The sequence below is a fragment of the Janthinobacterium sp. GW823-FHT01H08 genome (assembly GCF_058797855.1).
This window is the reverse complement of sequence record NZ_CM179504.1, coordinates 319,967-336,503: the sequence shown is the minus strand read 5'-3', so window position 1 is coordinate 336,503 and position 16,537 is coordinate 319,967. Positions and strand designations below refer to the sequence as shown.

Annotated in this window: 14 protein-coding genes; 8 read left to right on the top strand and 6 right to left on the bottom strand. The window is 65.8% G+C overall.

Translation table 11 applies throughout. The features are described from left to right. Window positions 1-132: 132 nt before the first annotated feature. Window positions 133-2,562, top strand: coding sequence for a DUF3772 domain-containing protein (locus AC3RCG_RS01425; RefSeq protein WP_492402480.1), 2,430 nt, complete (start codon window positions 133-135; stop codon window positions 2,560-2,562). Window positions 2,563-2,571: 9 nt separating this feature from the next. Here AC3RCG_RS01425 and AC3RCG_RS01420 read toward each other — a convergent pair whose 3' ends face one another. Next, window positions 2,572-3,060 (bottom strand): DUF2938 domain-containing protein, encoded by a 489-nt coding sequence (locus AC3RCG_RS01420; RefSeq protein WP_492402481.1) that lies wholly within the window; start codon window positions 3,058-3,060, stop codon window positions 2,572-2,574. Window positions 3,061-3,123: 63 nt separating this feature from the next. Between AC3RCG_RS01420 and AC3RCG_RS01415 the strand changes: the two genes are divergently transcribed. From AC3RCG_RS01415 to AC3RCG_RS01400, 4 genes are all read left to right on the top strand, one after another. After that, on the top strand, window positions 3,124-3,768 hold the full coding sequence (locus AC3RCG_RS01415) for an ArsR/SmtB family transcription factor (RefSeq protein ID WP_070223320.1): 645 nt from the start codon (window positions 3,124-3,126) through the stop codon (window positions 3,766-3,768). Continuing rightward, window positions 3,768-4,280 (top strand): ClbS/DfsB family four-helix bundle protein, encoded by a 513-nt coding sequence (locus tag AC3RCG_RS01410; RefSeq protein ID WP_492402482.1) that lies wholly within the window; start codon window positions 3,768-3,770, stop codon window positions 4,278-4,280. Before AC3RCG_RS01415 ends, AC3RCG_RS01410 begins: the two co-directional genes overlap by 1 nt. A gap of 96 nt (window positions 4,281-4,376) precedes the next feature. Beyond that, a complete protein-coding gene (locus tag AC3RCG_RS01405) occupies window positions 4,377-6,092 on the top strand; it encodes an NAD+ synthase (protein WP_492402483.1) in 1,716 nt (571 codons plus the stop codon). Then, entirely contained in the window at window positions 6,089-7,144 is a 1,056-nt protein-coding gene (locus tag AC3RCG_RS01400) for a bifunctional nicotinamide-nucleotide adenylyltransferase/Nudix hydroxylase (protein WP_230504378.1), read from the top strand. The genes AC3RCG_RS01405 and AC3RCG_RS01400 overlap by 4 nt, the downstream gene beginning before the upstream one ends. 22 nt (window positions 7,145-7,166) lie before the next feature. Here the strand turns inward: AC3RCG_RS01400 and AC3RCG_RS01395 are convergent, their stop codons facing one another. Continuing rightward, entirely contained in the window at window positions 7,167-8,000 is an 834-nt protein-coding gene (locus AC3RCG_RS01395) for a hypothetical protein (protein ID WP_162995800.1), read from the bottom strand. Window positions 8,001-8,115: 115 nt separating this feature from the next. After that, window positions 8,116-9,018 carry a LysR family transcriptional regulator gene (locus AC3RCG_RS01390; RefSeq protein WP_492402484.1) on the bottom strand — a complete coding sequence of 301 codons (903 nt, stop codon included), beginning with the start codon at window positions 9,016-9,018 and terminating at the stop codon, window positions 8,116-8,118. A gap of 121 nt (window positions 9,019-9,139) precedes the next feature. Here AC3RCG_RS01390 and AC3RCG_RS01385 point away from each other — a divergent pair, with 121 nt between their 5' ends. The 3 genes from AC3RCG_RS01385 (at window position 9,140) to AC3RCG_RS01375 (ending at window position 11,425) form a co-directional block, all read left to right on the top strand. Next, entirely contained in the window at window positions 9,140-10,561 is a 1,422-nt protein-coding gene (locus tag AC3RCG_RS01385; protein WP_492402485.1) for an MFS transporter, read from the top strand. Continuing rightward, window positions 10,558-10,968, top strand: a complete 411-nt coding sequence (locus AC3RCG_RS01380) for a DUF4440 domain-containing protein (protein WP_492402486.1) — start codon at window positions 10,558-10,560, stop codon at window positions 10,966-10,968. The genes AC3RCG_RS01385 and AC3RCG_RS01380 overlap by 4 nt, the downstream gene beginning before the upstream one ends. 112 nt (window positions 10,969-11,080) lie before the next feature. Continuing rightward, window positions 11,081-11,425: a hypothetical protein gene (locus AC3RCG_RS01375; RefSeq protein WP_492402487.1), complete on the top strand. Its 345-nt coding sequence runs from the start codon at window positions 11,081-11,083 to the stop codon at window positions 11,423-11,425. 25 nt (window positions 11,426-11,450) lie between these two features. Here AC3RCG_RS01375 and AC3RCG_RS01370 read toward each other — a convergent pair whose 3' ends face one another. From AC3RCG_RS01370 to AC3RCG_RS01360, 3 genes are read right to left on the bottom strand one after another with little or no spacing between them, the layout of a single operon-like run. Further along, window positions 11,451-12,026 carry a DUF1349 domain-containing protein gene (locus AC3RCG_RS01370; RefSeq protein WP_492402488.1) on the bottom strand — a complete coding sequence of 192 codons (576 nt, stop codon included), beginning with the start codon at window positions 12,024-12,026 and terminating at the stop codon, window positions 11,451-11,453. A 25-nt stretch (window positions 12,027-12,051) separates the two neighbouring features. Next, complete coding sequence (locus tag AC3RCG_RS01365; RefSeq protein ID WP_409027505.1) at window positions 12,052-13,440, bottom strand: efflux transporter outer membrane subunit; 1,389 nt, start codon at window positions 13,438-13,440, stop codon at window positions 12,052-12,054. Continuing rightward, window positions 13,437-16,529 (bottom strand): MexW/MexI family multidrug efflux RND transporter permease subunit, encoded by a 3,093-nt coding sequence (locus AC3RCG_RS01360; RefSeq protein WP_492402489.1) that lies wholly within the window; start codon window positions 16,527-16,529, stop codon window positions 13,437-13,439. Before AC3RCG_RS01360 ends, AC3RCG_RS01365 begins: the two co-directional genes overlap by 4 nt. Window positions 16,530-16,537: the final 8 nt, after the last annotated feature.

Below are 16,537 nucleotides of genomic sequence, written 5' to 3'. Positions count from 1 at the left end.
GCACGCCGGTTCCGCCTGTTCTGCGGCTTGCGCGTGTTTTCAGCTATATTGGCAGGCACCCGCCGGGCGGCACGCCATGACCGGCGTCGCCGCCGATTCGGCAATTTTTCCCATTTTCAGCCTTAGGTCCGCATGACTTCTTTCCGTCTCCATTGCTTTCCCTTCCTGCTGGCGTTGTTGCTGGCGTGCTCATTGACCGCGCCGCCCGCCTGGGCGCAACCAGTCGATGACGCCGCCACGGCCGACCAGCGCCTCGACGGCTTGCGCAAGCAGATTACAACCATCCAGAAGGCGCTCGATGGCGAGGCGGAACTCGATGACGCGACCCTGTCGCAGATGCGCGCCGATGCGCTGGCGGCCAGCGCCGAGGCCGACAAGGTGGCCGATGCGCTCGTGCCCACGCTGTCGAGCGTGCAGGCGCGGCTGGCCGAGCTGGGCAAGCCGGTGGCGGGCACGAAAGACGCCCCCGACGTGGCGGCCCAGCGCAGCCAGCTGGACCGCACCAGCAGCGCGCTCGATGCGCAGGTGAAATTGGCGCGCTTGCTGGCCGTGGAAGCGACGCAGGCGTCGGAGCAAGTGTCGACGGTGCGCCGCGCGCAGTTGCAGGCGCGCCTGGGTGAACGCACGGCGTCGATACTGGCCGGCTCGTTCTGGAAGCAACTGCATGCGGAATTGCCGCAAAATCTGCAGCGCCTGCGGGCGCTGGAGGGGGAATTGACGAACGCGGCAAGCGCCACGCCGTGGTCGGCCTGGGGTGGCTTGCTGGCCGGCATCGTGGCCGTGTTCGGCGCCAGCCTCTGGGCTTCGCGCTATCTGCTGGTGATCACGGCCACGCGCGTGCCGCATGGCCGTTTGCGCCGTTCGCTGCATGCGCTGGCCGTGCTGGTGCTGGCGGCGGCCACGCCGGGCCTGGTGGCCGAATTGCTGGCCATGGGGCTGCGCTGGGATGGCGGTCTGTCCGAAAAAACCTCGACTTTCCTCAGCAGCTTGATCGGCATCATCTGTTTTGCCGGCTTTACGGCAGGGCTCGGCCACGCGCTGCTGTCGCCGCGCCGCGTATCGTGGCGCTTGCTGCCCCTGCCCGATGCGCTGGCGCACCGCATGCGCAATTTTCCATCGATGTTTTCCTTCATCGTCGTGCTCGTGTGGGCCACGGAGCGGGTCACCATCGTCATCAATGCGGGTTTGTCGACGGCCGTGGCCGTCAACTGCATCGTCGCCCTGGTGATGAGCACGACCATCGCCTACGGCCTGATGCGCGCCGAGCGCTGCTGGCGCCAGTTGCGCGAGGCCGATCCCGCCACCCTGGTCACGCCGCTGTGGCTGCGCTGCGTCACGGTGCTGCTGTGGCTGGCGCTGGCATCGAGCGTCATCAGCTTGCTGGTCGGCTATGTGGCGTTCGGCAGTTTTATTGCCAAGCAAATCGCCTGGGTCATCGTGGTGCTGTGCAGCACCTATCTGCTGACGGTGCTGGTCGACGATATCTGCATGCTGCTGGCCTCGACCCCGCCGCCGCCGGACGCCGCCCATCCTGTGCTGGCCACGCCCAAGGCACGCGACCAGGCGGCCGTGCTGCTGTCGGGCATCGGCCGCGCCATCGTCGTGCTGCTGGCCCTGATGCTGCTGCTGGCGCCGTTTGGCGAAGGTCCGGGCGAGCTGTTCCAGCGCGTGGGCAAGCTGCAGGATGGCCTGGCCATCGGCGAGGTGGCGATCCGCCCGGCCGCCATGATCCAGGCGCTGCTGGTGCTGGTCGTCGGCTTTATCGCGCTGGGCCTGTTCAAGCGCTGGCTGCAAAACAGTTATTTGCCGACCACCAATCTCGATACCGGCATGCAAGTATCGTTCATCACCCTGTTCGGCTACATCGGCGGCGTGCTGGCCGTGGCGCTGGCCCTGTCGGCGGCCGGCATCGGCCTGGAACGCATCGCCTGGGTGGCGTCGGCCTTGTCGGTGGGTATCGGTTTCGGCTTGCAGGCGGTGGTGCAGAACTTCGTTTCCGGCTTGATCCTGCTGGCCGAGCGCCCTGTGAAAGTGGGCGACTGGGTCTCGCTCGGCGGCGTGGAGGGCGATATCCGCCGCATCAATGTGCGCGCCACGGAAATTCAGCTGAGCGACCGTTCGACAGTGATCGTGCCGAACTCGGAATTCATTACCAAGACGGTGCGCAATGTCACGCTGGCCAATCCGCTGGGCCTGGTGCAAGTCAAGCTGCCGCTGCCGCTGGGCACGGATGCGCAGGAGGCGCGCGCGCTGATCCTGTCCGTCTTTGTCGACAATCCCGACGTGCTCGATACGCCGGCGCCCAGCGTACAGCTCGATGGCATCGACAATGGCCTGTTGTTGTTCAACGCCACCGGCTTTGCCTCGTCGCCGCGCCTGACATCGGGCATCCGCAGCGCGCTGCTGTTCGAACTGCTCAAGCGCCTGGACGATGCGCACATCGCGATCGCCAAGCCCAGCACGATGGTGCTGAGCACCTTGCCGGCGCAGCCCGAGGCGCCGGCCATGTCAGCGGTGGCCGCCGCACCGGCACCGGCGCCCGTGCCGCCGCTGACGAGCTAGCCGGACAAGTCAGCGCACGGTCGACCACAGCAGGGCCGCCAGGTACAGGCCGATGCCGAACGCCGTGTGGGCCATCAGGCTGCGCAGGCGGGCGGCCGCCGGATGCGGCGTCTTGCTGGCGGCCAGGCCGGCGCCCATGCCCGGCTGCAAGATGCAAAACGGTGCGGCCACGCTCACCAGGCCCGCCAGCAAGGCCGGCGCGAACGTCGGCCCTTGCACCCACTCCCGTCCCACCAGCGCCAGCAGCACGGCCGCAAACAGCACGCCGATCACGTAATGGGCCGTCCAGCCCAGGATGGCTTCATCGCGTACGGGCGCCGCCTGGGCGATGTTGACGTGGGTGAAGGTACCGCGCGGAAGATGGCCGAGCCAGCGTCCCACCATCGCCAAGTTCAGTGAGGGTATGCACCAGAAGCGCTTTAATGCCACCGCCCACACATCCATCACTGCCGTCGCGCCCACGCCGATCGCCAGGGCATCGAGCCAGAGTATTTGCATCGTGTCTCCCTTATAACATTCAATTGATTGCTTGAATGTTATAAGGGTGCTAGCATTGTGTCAATGAAAAATGCCGATATTGAATTGCTTACCGGTTCTGCCGGGTTTGCCCATATTTTAGGCAGCGCGCCGCGCTTGCGCCTGCTCGAGCAGATCGCGCACGGCGAGTATGCGGTGGAGCAGCTGGTGGAGTTGACGGGTTTGTCCGTGGCGAATACCTCGCAGCATTTGCAACAGTTGCGGCGCGCCGGTTTCGTGCAGGCGCGACGCGACGGCAAGCGCGTGTTGTACCGGCTCGGTAACGGTCCTGTCATGCAGTTGCTCGCTGCGCTGGACGTGTATGCGCAGCACCAGCGCAGCGAGCTGCAGGCGCTGGGCCGGGGCGACCATGTGGAAGCGATCACGGGCGACGAACTGCGGGAACGCATGCAGGAAGCCAGCATCACCGTGCTCGACGTGCGGCCCGCGCAGGAATTTGCCGCCGGCCACTTGCCCGGCGCGATCAATATTCCGTTTGACGACTTGCAGCGGCGCCTGGGCGAATTGCCCGCGAACGCGGAGATCGCCGCCTACTGCCGCGGCCCGTACTGCGTGCTGTCCGTGCAAGCCGTGGCGGCCCTGCGCCAGCACGGCTTGCAGGCGCGCCGTTTGGGCAGCGGCTACGACGACTGGCAGGCGGCCGGCTTGCCTGTTGTGAAGGCGGCATAATGGCGATTCCGAACAGCAAGCAGGAACTGGTCGACGCCATCAACAGCACGTACGCCAAGCTGATGCAGGAGCTGGCACGCGTGCCGCCGGCCTTGGAACGCGATCCCGTGCTGGAGGGGCAAGTGAAAGGCACGCGCATGAGCGTGTGCGATCTGCTTGCCTATCTGGTGGGCTGGAACGAGCTGGTCTTGCACTGGCACGCCCAGCTGCGCGACGGCAAACGCATCGAGGATATCGCCTTTCCCGCCGAAGGTTTCACGTGGAACGCTCTGGGGAAACTGGCGCAGCGCTTTTATGCCGACTATGCTGAACTGGGCATGGACGACTTGCTGCAGCGCCTGGAGCAGGCGAAAAACCAGCTGCTGGCGCTGGTCGACGCGCACGACGACGCGCAATTATATGGCCAGCCCTGGTACACGCATTACACGATGGGGCGCATGATCCAGTTCAATACGGCGTCGCCGTATGCGAACGCGTGCACGCGCTTGCGGGCCTGGCGCAAGACCTTGTAGCGCAGCGACCGGCAGGCTTGCACGATTGCATCAGTACGCTCAGAAAACTTTTCAGGCAGGATAGTGGTTTCAAGCGGAACCAATTGAAGGATCACCATGCTGACCATCGCCCTCGCCCAGATGAATCCCACCGTGGGCGACTTCGACGCCAATGTCGGCGCCATCACCGCGCGCATGGCCCGCGCCAGCAGCGATGGCGCCGACTTGCTCGTGTGCCCCGAACTGTCGCTGTGCGCGTACTACCCGGGCGACCTGTTCGAAGATGCCGCCTTCCTGCGCGGCCTGCAGCAGGCGCTGAACAAGCTGCTGCAAGCGTCCACGCGCTGGCCGGCGCTGGTCACCGTCATCGGCACGGCGCGGCCCAACCCCGGCGTCGGCAAGCCCCTCTACAACGCCTTGCTGGCCATCCGCGACGGGCATATCGTGGCCGAATACTACAAGCAGCTGCTGCCGACCTACGGCATCTTCGACGAGGGCCGCCATTTCGAGCCGGGCCCGCCCGGCGCCTGTACCCTCGATATCGCCGGCTGCAAGGTCGGTTTCATGATTTGCGAGGATGGCTGGAACGACGACGGCCGCGCCTACGCTGTCAACCCGTTCGAGGCCCTGCATGCGGCGCGGCCCGATCTCATCGTCAGCATCAATGCCAGCCCGTCCGACATCGGCAAGCGCGCGCAGCGCCACGCTGTGTTTGGCGCCGCCTGCCAGCGCGTCAACCTGCCCCTGCTGTTCGTCAACCAGGTGGGCGGCCAGGACCAGCTCGTGTTCGACGGCGCCTCGTTCGCCATCTCGCCGGGCGTCGGCGTGCAATTCGAGGCGGCCCGCTTCGTCGAGGATTTTCAATTGCTGCGTTTTGCCGATGGGCGTTTCGCGCAGAAGGACGGCGCAGCGTTTCCCGTGCCGGACCCGGACGGCATCCCCGCCGTCGAATTTGCGCGCCGCCAGATCGTGCTGGGCCTGCGCGACTATGCGCACCGCTGCCGCTTTACGCAAGTCGTCGTCGGCTGCTCGGGCGGCATCGATTCGGCGCTGACCCTGGCCCTGGCCGTCGAGGCGCTCGGTGCCGATAACGTGGTGGCGATCACCATGCCATCCGTCTTTTCCAGCGCCGGCTCCGTCACCGATTCCGTCGCCCTGTGCGCCAACCTCGGCATCGCCCTGTACACGCATGCCATCCGCGACATCGTGGCGCAATACGAAACCGGCTACGCGGCCGCCTTCGACGGCAAGCTGCAAGGACTGCCGCTGGAAAACCTGCAGGCCAGGGTGCGCGGCACGATATTGATGGAATACTCGAACGCGTTCGGCGCCCTGCTGCTCACCACCGGCAACAAGAGCGAAATCTCGGTGGGCTACTGCACCCTGTACGGCGACACGAACGGGGGACTGGGCTTGATTGGCGACCTGTATAAAACGGAGGTCTTCGCCCTGTCGCGCCACATCAACGCCAGCGCCGGGCGCGAACTGATTCCTGTGGCCGTGCTCGATAAACCGCCGTCGGCGGAACTGGCGCCGGGCCAGCGCGACACCGACAGCTTGCCGCCGTATCCCGTGCTCGATGAAATTCTGAAGTGGCATATCGAGGGACGGCGTTTGCCGGCGGCCGAAAGCGCACAGGCGCTGACCCTGGTTGACCAGCTGCGCGAGACGGACGAGGGGCGCGCGCTCGTGACGCGCATCCTCGGCATGGTCGCCCGCAACGAATACAAACGGCGCCAGGCGGCGCCCATCATCCGCGTGCGTTCGCGCGCCTTTGGCAGCGGGCGTCAATTGCCGATCGCCGCCCACTACCCGACCGGAGACGACGCATGACCTTATCCTATGGCGCCGACGCGGCCATCCTGATCGGCCGTTTCCAGCCTTTTCATAACGGCCATGCCGGCTTGCTGCAAAAGGCGCTGACGACGGCCGCGCAAGTGGTGGTGGTGCTCGGTTCCGCCTTCCATGCGCGCAGCCCGAAGAACCCGTTTACGTGGCAAGAGCGGGCCGCCATGATCGCCGCCACCCTGCCCGAGGATCAGCGCGCGCGCGTGCATTACGTGGCCGTGCGCGATTACTACGACGATGGCCTGTGGGCCGACGCCGTGCGGCGCGCCGTGGCGGGCGCCGTGGCCACGGCGCAGCGCATCGCCCTGGTGGCCTGCTTCAAGGACGCCACCAGCTATTACCTGCACCACTTCCCCCACTGGCAGTTACTGAATCTGGAGATCGACCCTGGCGCACCGATAGGCGCGACGGCGATCCGCAACGTGCTGTTCGAGGCGGAAGACGTCGACGTGTCGCTGAGCGCCGTGGCGCAGCTGCTGCCGCCGGCCATCGGCCAGTATCTGAAAGCGTGGACCTTGTTGCCGTGGTACGCGCCGCTGGTGCAGGAATACCGCGCCATCGAGGCCTACAAGGCGCGCTGGAAAGTGGCGCCGTATGCGCCCATCTTCACGACCGTCGATGCGCTGGTGCAGACGGGCGGCCACGTGCTGCTCGTGCGCCGTGGCGGCTATCCGGGCAAGGGCCTGTGGGCCTTGCCGGGCGGCTTCCTCGAGCCGCGCGAACGGCTGCTGCAGGGGGCGTTGCGCGAGCTGGCGGAAGAAACCCAGCTGGGCGTGCTGGCGCCCACCCTCGTCGAGGCGCTGGTGGGCGTGGCCGTGTTCGACCACCCGGACCGCAGCCAGCGCGGGCGCACCATCACGCACGCGCATTATTTCGACCTGAAGACGCGCCAGTTGCCGGCCGTGACGGCGGCCGACGATGCGGCGCTGGCGCAGTGGGTGCCCGTGGCGTCGCTGCCGGCCATGGAAGAGCAATTCTTCGAAGACCACTTCCACATCCTGAACCACTTCCTCAAGCTCACGCAAGAGGGGCGCTGAGGGGCGCAAACCCCTCAGCGCGTCAGGACGTCATGCGTTCCCAGCCATGCTTGATGGCCGCCTTGAAGTTGTCCCACGCCGACTGGGGATACGTGTGCTCCCACGTGGAACGCAGGTCCGCTTCCACCTCGTCCCATGGGCGGCCCCGGTAGCTGTCGCTGTTGGCCATGGAATGGCCATAGCGGTAGGCGGGATCGTAGTCCTCGAAGCGCGCGCCGGTGGCGACATAGGTGGCGCTCCAGTGGCTGCGGTAGTACTGCTCGTCGTCGTAGCTGGTGCCGGGCAGGTTATCGGCACCGGGATAGCGGCGCACGTTGGCGCCCGCGCCGGACGACGGCGGCGGCGACGCCATGTCGCTGGCAAACTGCTGCGACCCTGGCGCCTCGTTCATATTGCCGGCGGACGTGCCTTGCTGCGATGGCGCGCCGGACTGCATGCTGGCGCCCTGGCGCCTCGCGCTGTCGTCTTGCGGCGCGCCTTGCCAGCCGCCGGCGCGCCAGTGCTCGGCGTGCGCATCGATGTCGAGCGGCGCGTAGCGCTCGACGAGGTCGGTGGCGCGCTGGATATCGGCGTCGCTCGCTCCTTCCAGGGTCAGCACGACATGCCCGCGTCGCACGGCTTCCGCATAGATGTGGCGGTCGGCGTGGCTGCCGAACAGGTCCGTGAAGAAATGCTTGATGTTGTCGAGCAGGCTGTCGCTGTCGTCGCGGCGGATATTTTCCGTGGCGGAAAATTCGTCGCTGCCCGCATCGTGCAGGCGGATGTTGGCGCTGGGAAATCCCGCCGTGATCAGGTCGTGCCGGGCGCGCTCGGCCATGTCGCGCACGGCGAAAACTGCTGCCAATGTATGTGCCATGATGGTCTCCATTCGATGAACAACGTCCCTTCAGTGTAGGCCGTACACACCGAAAGGGGCGCCCGTTTGCCCCTTGGAAATCGTTGCAGTGATCAAATATTGACGAATTGAAATCTCAGTCGGGCGCGCCCACGAACGCGCGCAAAAAGTCGATAAAGGCGCGCACTTTTTCCGCAATATGCTGGGTGTTTGGATACACGGCATACACGCCCTGTTCCGGGAAGACGACGTCGGGCAGCAGGCGGCGCAGGCGTCCCGCGCGCACGTCCCCTTCCACCAGCCACTGCGGCAGCAGGGCCACGCCGCAGCCGCCCAGGGCAAAGCCCAGCAGCGCCGAGGCGGAGTCGGAATGGATGGCGGCGTCATCCTGCACGGCGAAGGCGGCGGGGCCGTCGGGTGTCTGCACGTCCCAGCGCAGCGGCGAGGCCAGGCGGCTGTGCGCCAGCCAGCGCGCGCGCTGCAAGTCGTCCAAGGTGGCGATCTTCGTGCCGGGCCGGCTGGCCAGGTAGGCGGGCGAGGCGACGGGCCAGATCGCGTACGGCTCGATCAGCGCGGCGCGGTAACTCGAATCGTTGAGGGAACCCATGCGGATGGCCAGGTCATAGCGGCCCGAGATCAGGTCTTCGTGCGACGATGAAGACGAATGCTGGATCTGCAGCTGCGGGTGGGCGGCGGCAAAGGCGATCAGTGCGGGGATCACCGTGCGGCTGCCGTATTCGACGGTGGTGGTCAGGCGCAGGGTGCCGCGCAAGCCTTGCTGGCCCTGGCGCGCCGTCTCGATGGCGCCGTGCGCTTCGCTCAGCACGCGCTGGCAATCCTCGTAAAAGCGCCGCCCCACGTCCGTCAGCGCCAGGCTGCGCGTGCTGCGCGTGAGCAGCGACACGCCCAGCTCCGCCTCCAGCTGTTTCAAATTAAAACTGACGACGGCCTTGCTCTGGCCCAGCACGGCGGCGGCGGCCGTCAGCGAACCGGCATCGACGATGGCAATGAAAATACCCAGGCGGTCAAGACTGATCATAAATAAGAAGAGATGCGGGTTGCGGGGCTTTGTCAAAATGGGTTTGACAGTGTAATCGGCGCTGGCCCGTTACGCAAATGACGATGGGCGCTTAAGCTGGCCGTTTGCCATTCGGAGCACCATGGACTATCGCAAAAAAGTGGCGGCCATCTATCTGCTGGGGTTTTTCGTCGACCTGATCAACATGTTCATCACCAGCGTCGCCTACCCCGACATCGGCCATGCCCTGCACGCCTCGGTGGCGCAGCTGGCCTGGATCAGCACCGCCTACATCCTCGGCCTGACCATCGTCATTCCCGCCAGTGCCTGGCTGGCTGCCTGTTATGGCGGCAAAACCGTGTTCATGGCATCGTTGCTAACTTTTTTATGCGCGAGCGTCGGCGCCGGTCTGGCCCCCTCGATCGAGGCGCTGATCGCCTGGCGCTGCGTGCAGGGCCTCGGTGGCGGCTTGCTCATTCCGCTGGGGCAAAGCATGACCTACCAGCTATATCAACCTGCGGAGCGCCCCGGCCTGTCCTCCGTCATCATGCTGGTGGGCTTGCTGGCGCCCGCGCTGTCGCCCGCCTTGGGCGGCGTGATCGTCGACAGCCTGTCGTGGCGGGCGATTTTTTATTTGAACGTGCCGTTCGCGGCGCTGGCGCTGCTGCTGGCCGCCTGCTGGCTGCGTCCCGATCCGCCGCGCGCGGCCGTGCCCCGTCTCGACGTGGGCGGCCTGCTGGCGGGCAGCACGGCGATTTTGCTGCTGCTGCTGGGCTTGACCATGCTCGGTACGCCGGGCGAGTTGCTGACCGGCGCCGGCGTGCTGGCGCTGGGCGCCGCCTGCGCGTGGGCCTACGTGCGCGGCGCGCTGCGCAAGTCGACGCCGCTGCTCAACCTGCGCCTGGCCGCCGAGCCGCTGCTGCGCATTGCCATGCTGATGTATCTGCTGGTGCCGGGCGTCTTCATGGGCGTGAGCCTGTTGGCCATGCTGTATCTGCAGGGCGTGCTGGGCATGCCGGCATCGACGGCGGGCGCCTTGATGCTGCCGTGGGCGCTGGCCTCGTTTGCGGCCATTTCGCTCACCGGCAAAAGCTACCGCCGCGTGGGGCCGCAGCCGCTGTTCATCGCGGGCGCCCTGCTGCAGGCGGCGGGCATGCTGATGCTGCTGCGGGTGGACTCTGCAGATCAATTATTCTGGCTGGCCGGCGCGTATGCCGTGATGGGTTTTGGCGGCGGCTTGTGCAGCAGCACGGCGCAAAGCACGGCGTTTTTGCGCACACCGGACGCGCAGCTGAGCCAGGCCAGCGCCGTGTGGAATATCAACCGCCAGCTGGGCTTTTGCCTGGGCGTGGCGCTGCTCAGCGTACTGCTCAATGGCTTGCTGGCGGCGCACGGTATCGCATCGCTGGACGACCCTGCCCTGCATGCGCGCGCGGCGCAGGTGTTTCACTGGTGCTTTGCCTTGGCCGCCAGCGCGTGCGTGCTGCCTTTGGCGCTGTGCCTGCGCATCGATAACCGCGCCGTTCTCGACCTTTTACATCACCATGGAGCAAGCAAAAAATGAATGCTACAAATCTTTATTTTGACGACGTTTTATCCACGCATGTGCTGATCCGCGAATGGCTTTCCGGCGCAGCCGCGGCGCCCGAACATTGCGCTGATTTGCTCGCGCGTTTCTCGCCCGCTTTCACGATGGTGTCACCGGGTGGCAAGCAGCTCGATGGCGCTGGCCTGGCGGCGTTTTTCCGCGCCGCCGGCGGCAGCCGTCCGGGCTTGCAGATGCGCATTTCGGATCTCGTTCTGATACAGGAAAGTGCGGCCGGCGCCACCGTGTCCTATCGCGAATTCCAGTCGCTGCCCGGCGCGGAAAACACCGAGCGCTGGTCCACCGTCGTGTATGAAAAAGCGGCCAGCGGCACCCTGCTGTGGCGCCATTTGCACGAGACATGGGTGGCGCCGGCGGCCGCGTAAAGCAGCACCGCGCGCGGCATTTTCCTACAGGAAGACTAGCCGTGCGCTGGATGCGCAGTAGGAATTATCGGTTCAAGATGGGATTTTATCGACTATTGGCAGGAGAAGCGCAATGAACGATACCCCCTCGAAGCCCGCAGACCAGGCCCGCAATAGCGGCATGGACAAGACCGCTGCCGCGCAAGCGGATGGCGACGCCTATGCCAACCAGGGCGGCGGCAAGCCCGCCAGCGGCAATGTCGCCAGCGGCCACTGGGCGAACAATGTGATTACGCCACAGAGCCCGCCCGATGCCGTGGAGCAGGAAAACCTGCCTGGCCTGGGACAGCCGGAACACCGCGACCACGTCAAGGGCGTGGCCCAGCAGCCGCACAGCGAAGCGGGCAAGCTGGCAGATGACAGGCCGGGGCGCAACGAGTCGAAAAACGTGCACCGGTCGCTCAACCAGCACGAATAAACAGCCGTGATTTTATGCTGGAAAATCAGCTTAAATCATGCAACGCTTTTTGCAGCGCGGGACCGGTGGAAAACTGCGAAAAAACCACTTCCAGGCCACCGCGTTCCGGCGTGCAGCACATGGGCCCCACGCGGTAGTGGCTGGCCTCGGGAAACGGCGCCAGGCGCAGCAGCGGCCACAGCTTGCCATCGGTCGAATACTGCACCCGGATGACGCCCTTTTCCACCGTCACGCGCAGCCAGAAACCGTCCGGCATGGCGGGCGCGATGCTGACGGCCCAATCCGATTTATCCACCGTCAGCACGGTGCTCAACAGCAGCTGGCCGTCGGAAAATTCGACGCCGCATTTGATCCAGTGTTGCTCGTCGATGCGCACCATCATGCCGGCCTGGTCGTACAGTGCGGAATACTGTGCCGCCACGTGCAGCTGCGCCGTGAAATCGCCATCGACTTCCGTGCCGAAAAAGTGGCCGCTGTCGCGGATAAAACCATACGAGGTCTTGCGCCAGAAATCCGTGTTCGCATCCGTCGTTACGCGCAATTGCGCGCCGTCGGCGGACCAGTTTTCCGGTGGATTGAGCCAGCTGCCTTGCGTGAACATCGGATTTCCTCCTGATCGAAAAATGCTACATAGTTTGCCCCCATCCCAGCGCCTTGTACAGGGCAATCGCATCGATGTAGGATGCCGTCTCCGCCAGCAGCGCTTCGCGCCGGATATCGTACAAGGCGCGCTGGTTTTCCAGCACGGCCTGATAGCTGCCGGCACCGCCCGCATAGCGCGTGCTGGCGATGCCGAGGGCCGCGTTGCCGTGGCGCGCCGATTCCAGCAGGGAGGCCAATCGCGTCTGGTTTTCCGCCAGCTGCGTGACGGCGTTTTCCACGTCTTCCTGCGCCAATAACATCGTGTGTTCATAGCGTGCCAGCGCGCCCTGCGCCTCGGCCTGCGTGCCGCGCAAGCGTGCCCTGACGCTGCCCAGGCGGAAGGCCGGATAGCTGACGGAGGGTGCCACCTCAAAGGCGCGCGCGCCGCCGTCGAACACGCCGCTGCCGCGCAGTGCGAAGAAGCCCAGAAAGCCGCCGAGACTGAGGCGCGGATACAGGTCGGCCGTGGCGGCACCCACGTCTTCGCTGGAGGCGGCCAGCAGGCGCTCGGCGCGCACCACGTCGGGCCGCTGCTTGATCAGCTGATTCACGTCGCCGAGGGGCAGCTGGCCCGCCAGCGGCGCCTGTTGCTGGGGCTTGGTGGCCAGCGCGATGGCGCCAGGCACTTGCCCGCTCAGCACATCGAGCCGGTACTGCGCCTGGCGCAGGCCCGCCTGCAACGGTGGCAATGCCGCCTCGCTGCGCGCCAGGTTGGCCAGTGCGTTGTGGCGTTCTTCCGGCAAGCCGCTGCCGGCACGGATGCGCGCGTCGATCAATGCCACCGTGTCGCGCCAGCTTTGCACCTGCGCCTGCGTCAGCGCCAGGTTTTGCTGGTAGCCCAGCGCCTCGTAATAATTGCGCGCCACCTCGGCGGCGATCGTCAGCCGCACTTGCCGCAAGTCCGCCTGCGCCGCATCGGCGCGCGCCTGCGCCGAACGGCTCATGTGCGCCAGGCGGCCGAACAGGTCGATCTCCCATTGCGCGTCGAATCCCACGCGCGTGCTGGCGCTGGCGGTGCGGCTGTCGGGCGTGTTTTGCTGCACCGTGCGCTGCCAGCCGGCCTGGCCCGTGACAGTGGGCAGTTCGTCGAGCCGACGTTCGTCGAAGACGGCGCGCGCGGCCAGCAGGTTGGCCTGCGCCTGGGCGATATCGAGGTTGTGTTCGAGCGCGCTGGCGATCAGCTGCGACAGCCGTGCATCATCGAAAAACGTCCACCAAGCGGCCTCGCTGACGGCGCCCGTGCCAGCTGCGAATTGCGCTTGCTGCGGGCTGGCCAGGGTGATGGCGGGCGTGCCCGGCATGACGTAGGCGGGGCTGACGGCGCAGCCGGCCAGCACGGGGAAAAGGGCAATAAGATAGCGGTAATTTTTCATGGGGATTCCTTCAGCGCCTGCGACAGGTCGCGGGCGCGCGGCGTGGCATGGTCGGCCGTGTGGCGGCGGGCCAGAAAGGTGTACACGGTGGGCAGCACGAACAGGGTGAAGAAGGTGCCGATCAACATGCCCGAGACGATCACGACACCGAGGCCGAAGCGGCTGTTGGCACCCGCGCCGGAAGCGAACAGCAGCGGCACGAGGCCCACCACCATGGCGGCCGTCGTCATCAAGATCGGGCGCAGGCGGATCTGCGCCGCCTTGCGGATGGCCGTGATGCGGTCGAGCTGTTCATGCACCTGCAATTCGTTGGCAAATTCCACCATCAGGATGCCGTGCTTGCTGATCAAGCCGATCAGGGTCACCAGGCCGATCTGCGTGTAGATGTTGATGGTGGCGTAGCCGAGCGCCAGCGGAATCAGGGCGCCGCAAATCGACAGCGGTACCGTGATCAGGATGATCAGCGGGTCCGTCAGGCTTTCGTACTGGGCCGCCAGCACCAGGTAAATCACGACGACGGCCGCCAGGAAGGCCAGCAGAAGGGCATTGCCTTCCGTGGCGAACTGGCGCGCATCTGATTGCCAGTCGTAGCTGAAGCCGGGCGGCAGGGTTTTCGCCACGCTATCGAGGAAGGCGACGGCGTCGCCCAGGGTCACGCCGGGCGCCGGCACGCCCTGGAAGGTGGCCGCGTTTTGCTGATTGAACTGCGTCAGCATGTTCGGCTCGATCTGTTCGCTCACCGAGACGACGGCGGACAGGGGCAGCAGGCTGCCATCGTCGGCGCGCACGTACTGCTGCGTCAGGGCTTGCGCCGTGAGTCGCTGTTCGCGCGGGCTTTGCGCGATGACGTCATAGGCGCGGCCATCCATGCCGAAGCGGTTCAAATAATTTTCGCCCACCAGCACGGCCAGCGATTCGCCGATGTCCTGCATGCGGATGCCCAGGCTGTTCGCCTTCGAGCGGTCCACGCGCACTTTCACCACGGGGTTGTTGTAATCGAGGTCGCTGTCGACGACGGCAAACAGGCCGCTGTCGCGCGCGCGCTGCTTGACGTCTTCCATGGTGCGGAACAGGGTGGCGTAATCCTGCGCGCTGCGCAGCACCATCTGCACGGGCAAGCCGCCGCTCGATCCGGGCAAGGGCGCTAGCTGGAAGGCGAAGATGCTGGTGCCTTCCACGTCGCCCACGGCGTGCTGCAATTCCGCCTGGATGACGGCCGCGTTGCGCGCGCGTTCGGCCCACGGCGTCAGGTTGATGCCGCCGATGCTCGATGCCGGACCTTCGCCGCCGTTGATGATCCAGCGCGAGTGCGTTTCGGGGATATGCTTGTAGATGGCATCGAGCTTGTACGAAAAGCGCTCGACGTAATCGAGGTTGGCGTGCTGCGGCGCCTTGATCGCCGTCAACACGCTGGCCTGGTCTTCCGCCGGCGCCAGTTCGCGCTGCGGCAGCAGGTACAGGAACGGCAGACTCACCATCACCAGCGCGGCGAAACCGGCACTCAGCCAGCGGTGGTGCAGCGAGCGGTCCAGCAGGCGCGCATAGCGGCTGGTCAAACCTTCGAAGAAATGCTCGGCGGCGCGCGCCATGCGCCCTTCCGATTGTTTCGGCTGCAGCAGCAAGGAGCTCATCACGGGAGACAGGGTCAATGCCACCACGCCCGACACCACCACGGCGCCGGCCAGGGTCAGCGCGAATTCCTTGAACAGCGCTCCCGTGAGGCCCCCCATCATGCCGATGGGCGCATACACGGCCGCCAGCGTGATCGTCATGGCGATCACGGGGCCGGCCACTTCGCGCGCACCGACCAGCGCGGCGGCCACGGGCGTCTTGCCCTCCTCGATATGCCGGTGCACGTTTTCCACCACGACGATGGCGTCGTCGACCACCAGGCCCACGGCCAGCACCATCGCCAGCAGGGTGAGCAGATTGATGCTGAAGCCGAAGGCCAGCATCAGCGCCGCCGCGCCCAGCATCGACAGCGGAATCGTCACGACGGGAATCAGCACGGAGCGCAGGGAACCCATGCACAGGTAGATGACGATGACGACGATCAGCAGCGCTTCGAGCAGGGTGTGCGCCACCTCGTCGATGGATGACTGGATGAAGCGCGCCGTCTCGAACGCCAGCTCCACTTTCACACCGGGTGGCAGGGTTTTCTGGATCTCGGGCAGCAGCTTCTTGATGCCGTCGACGATCACCAGCGGGTTGCCGCCCGGCGTGGGCGACAGGCCCAGGTACACGGCCGGCACGCCATCCATGATGCCGCTCGTTTCCGTCGCGGCCGCGCCCAGTTCCACCGTGCCCACGTCCTTCAGGCGCACGAGCGACGCGCTGTCATCGCCGCCCTTGCGGATGACCATGTCGCGGAACTCGGCCACGCTGGTCAGATCCGTGTTGACGCTGATGTTGGAGACGACGAATTGTCCCTTCACCTTGCCCGGCGCCGCCTGGTAGTTATTGCGCCGCACGGCGTCGGCCACGTCGGCTGCCGTCAAGCCGCGCGCCGCTAATTTTGCCGGGTCGATCCACAAACGCATGGCCAGCTGCTGGCCGCCATACACGTCGACCTTGGCCACGCCGTCGATGGTGGCGAACATCGGCTGCACCACGCGCGCCAGGTAGTCCGTCAGTGCGGGCGCCGAGACGCTCTCGCTGGCAAAGCCGACGTAGGCCACGGCCGAGGAATCGCCGGCCGAGCGCTCGATGACGGGGTCAAAAGCACCTTCGGGCAGCTTGTAGCGCACCTGGTTGACCTTGGCCATCACTTCCGTCAACGCCTGCGTGGAATCGCGGTTCAGTTCCATGCGCACGGTGACGGTGCTGCTGCCCTGCACCGACGACGAGGTCAGGTAATCGATGCCTTCCACGGACGACACGGCTTGCGCGATCGGCTGCGTGACAAAACCCTGCATCAGTTCCGCCGAGGCGCCCGGATACGTGGTTTTCACCGTGATGGTCGATGATTCGAGCATCGGATACTGGCGTATCGGCAGTTGCAGGATGGCGATCACGCCCAGCATCAAAATCAGGGTGCTGATCACCAGCGCCAGCACGGGGCGGCGCACAAATAGGTCGGTAAATTTCATGGCGGCCT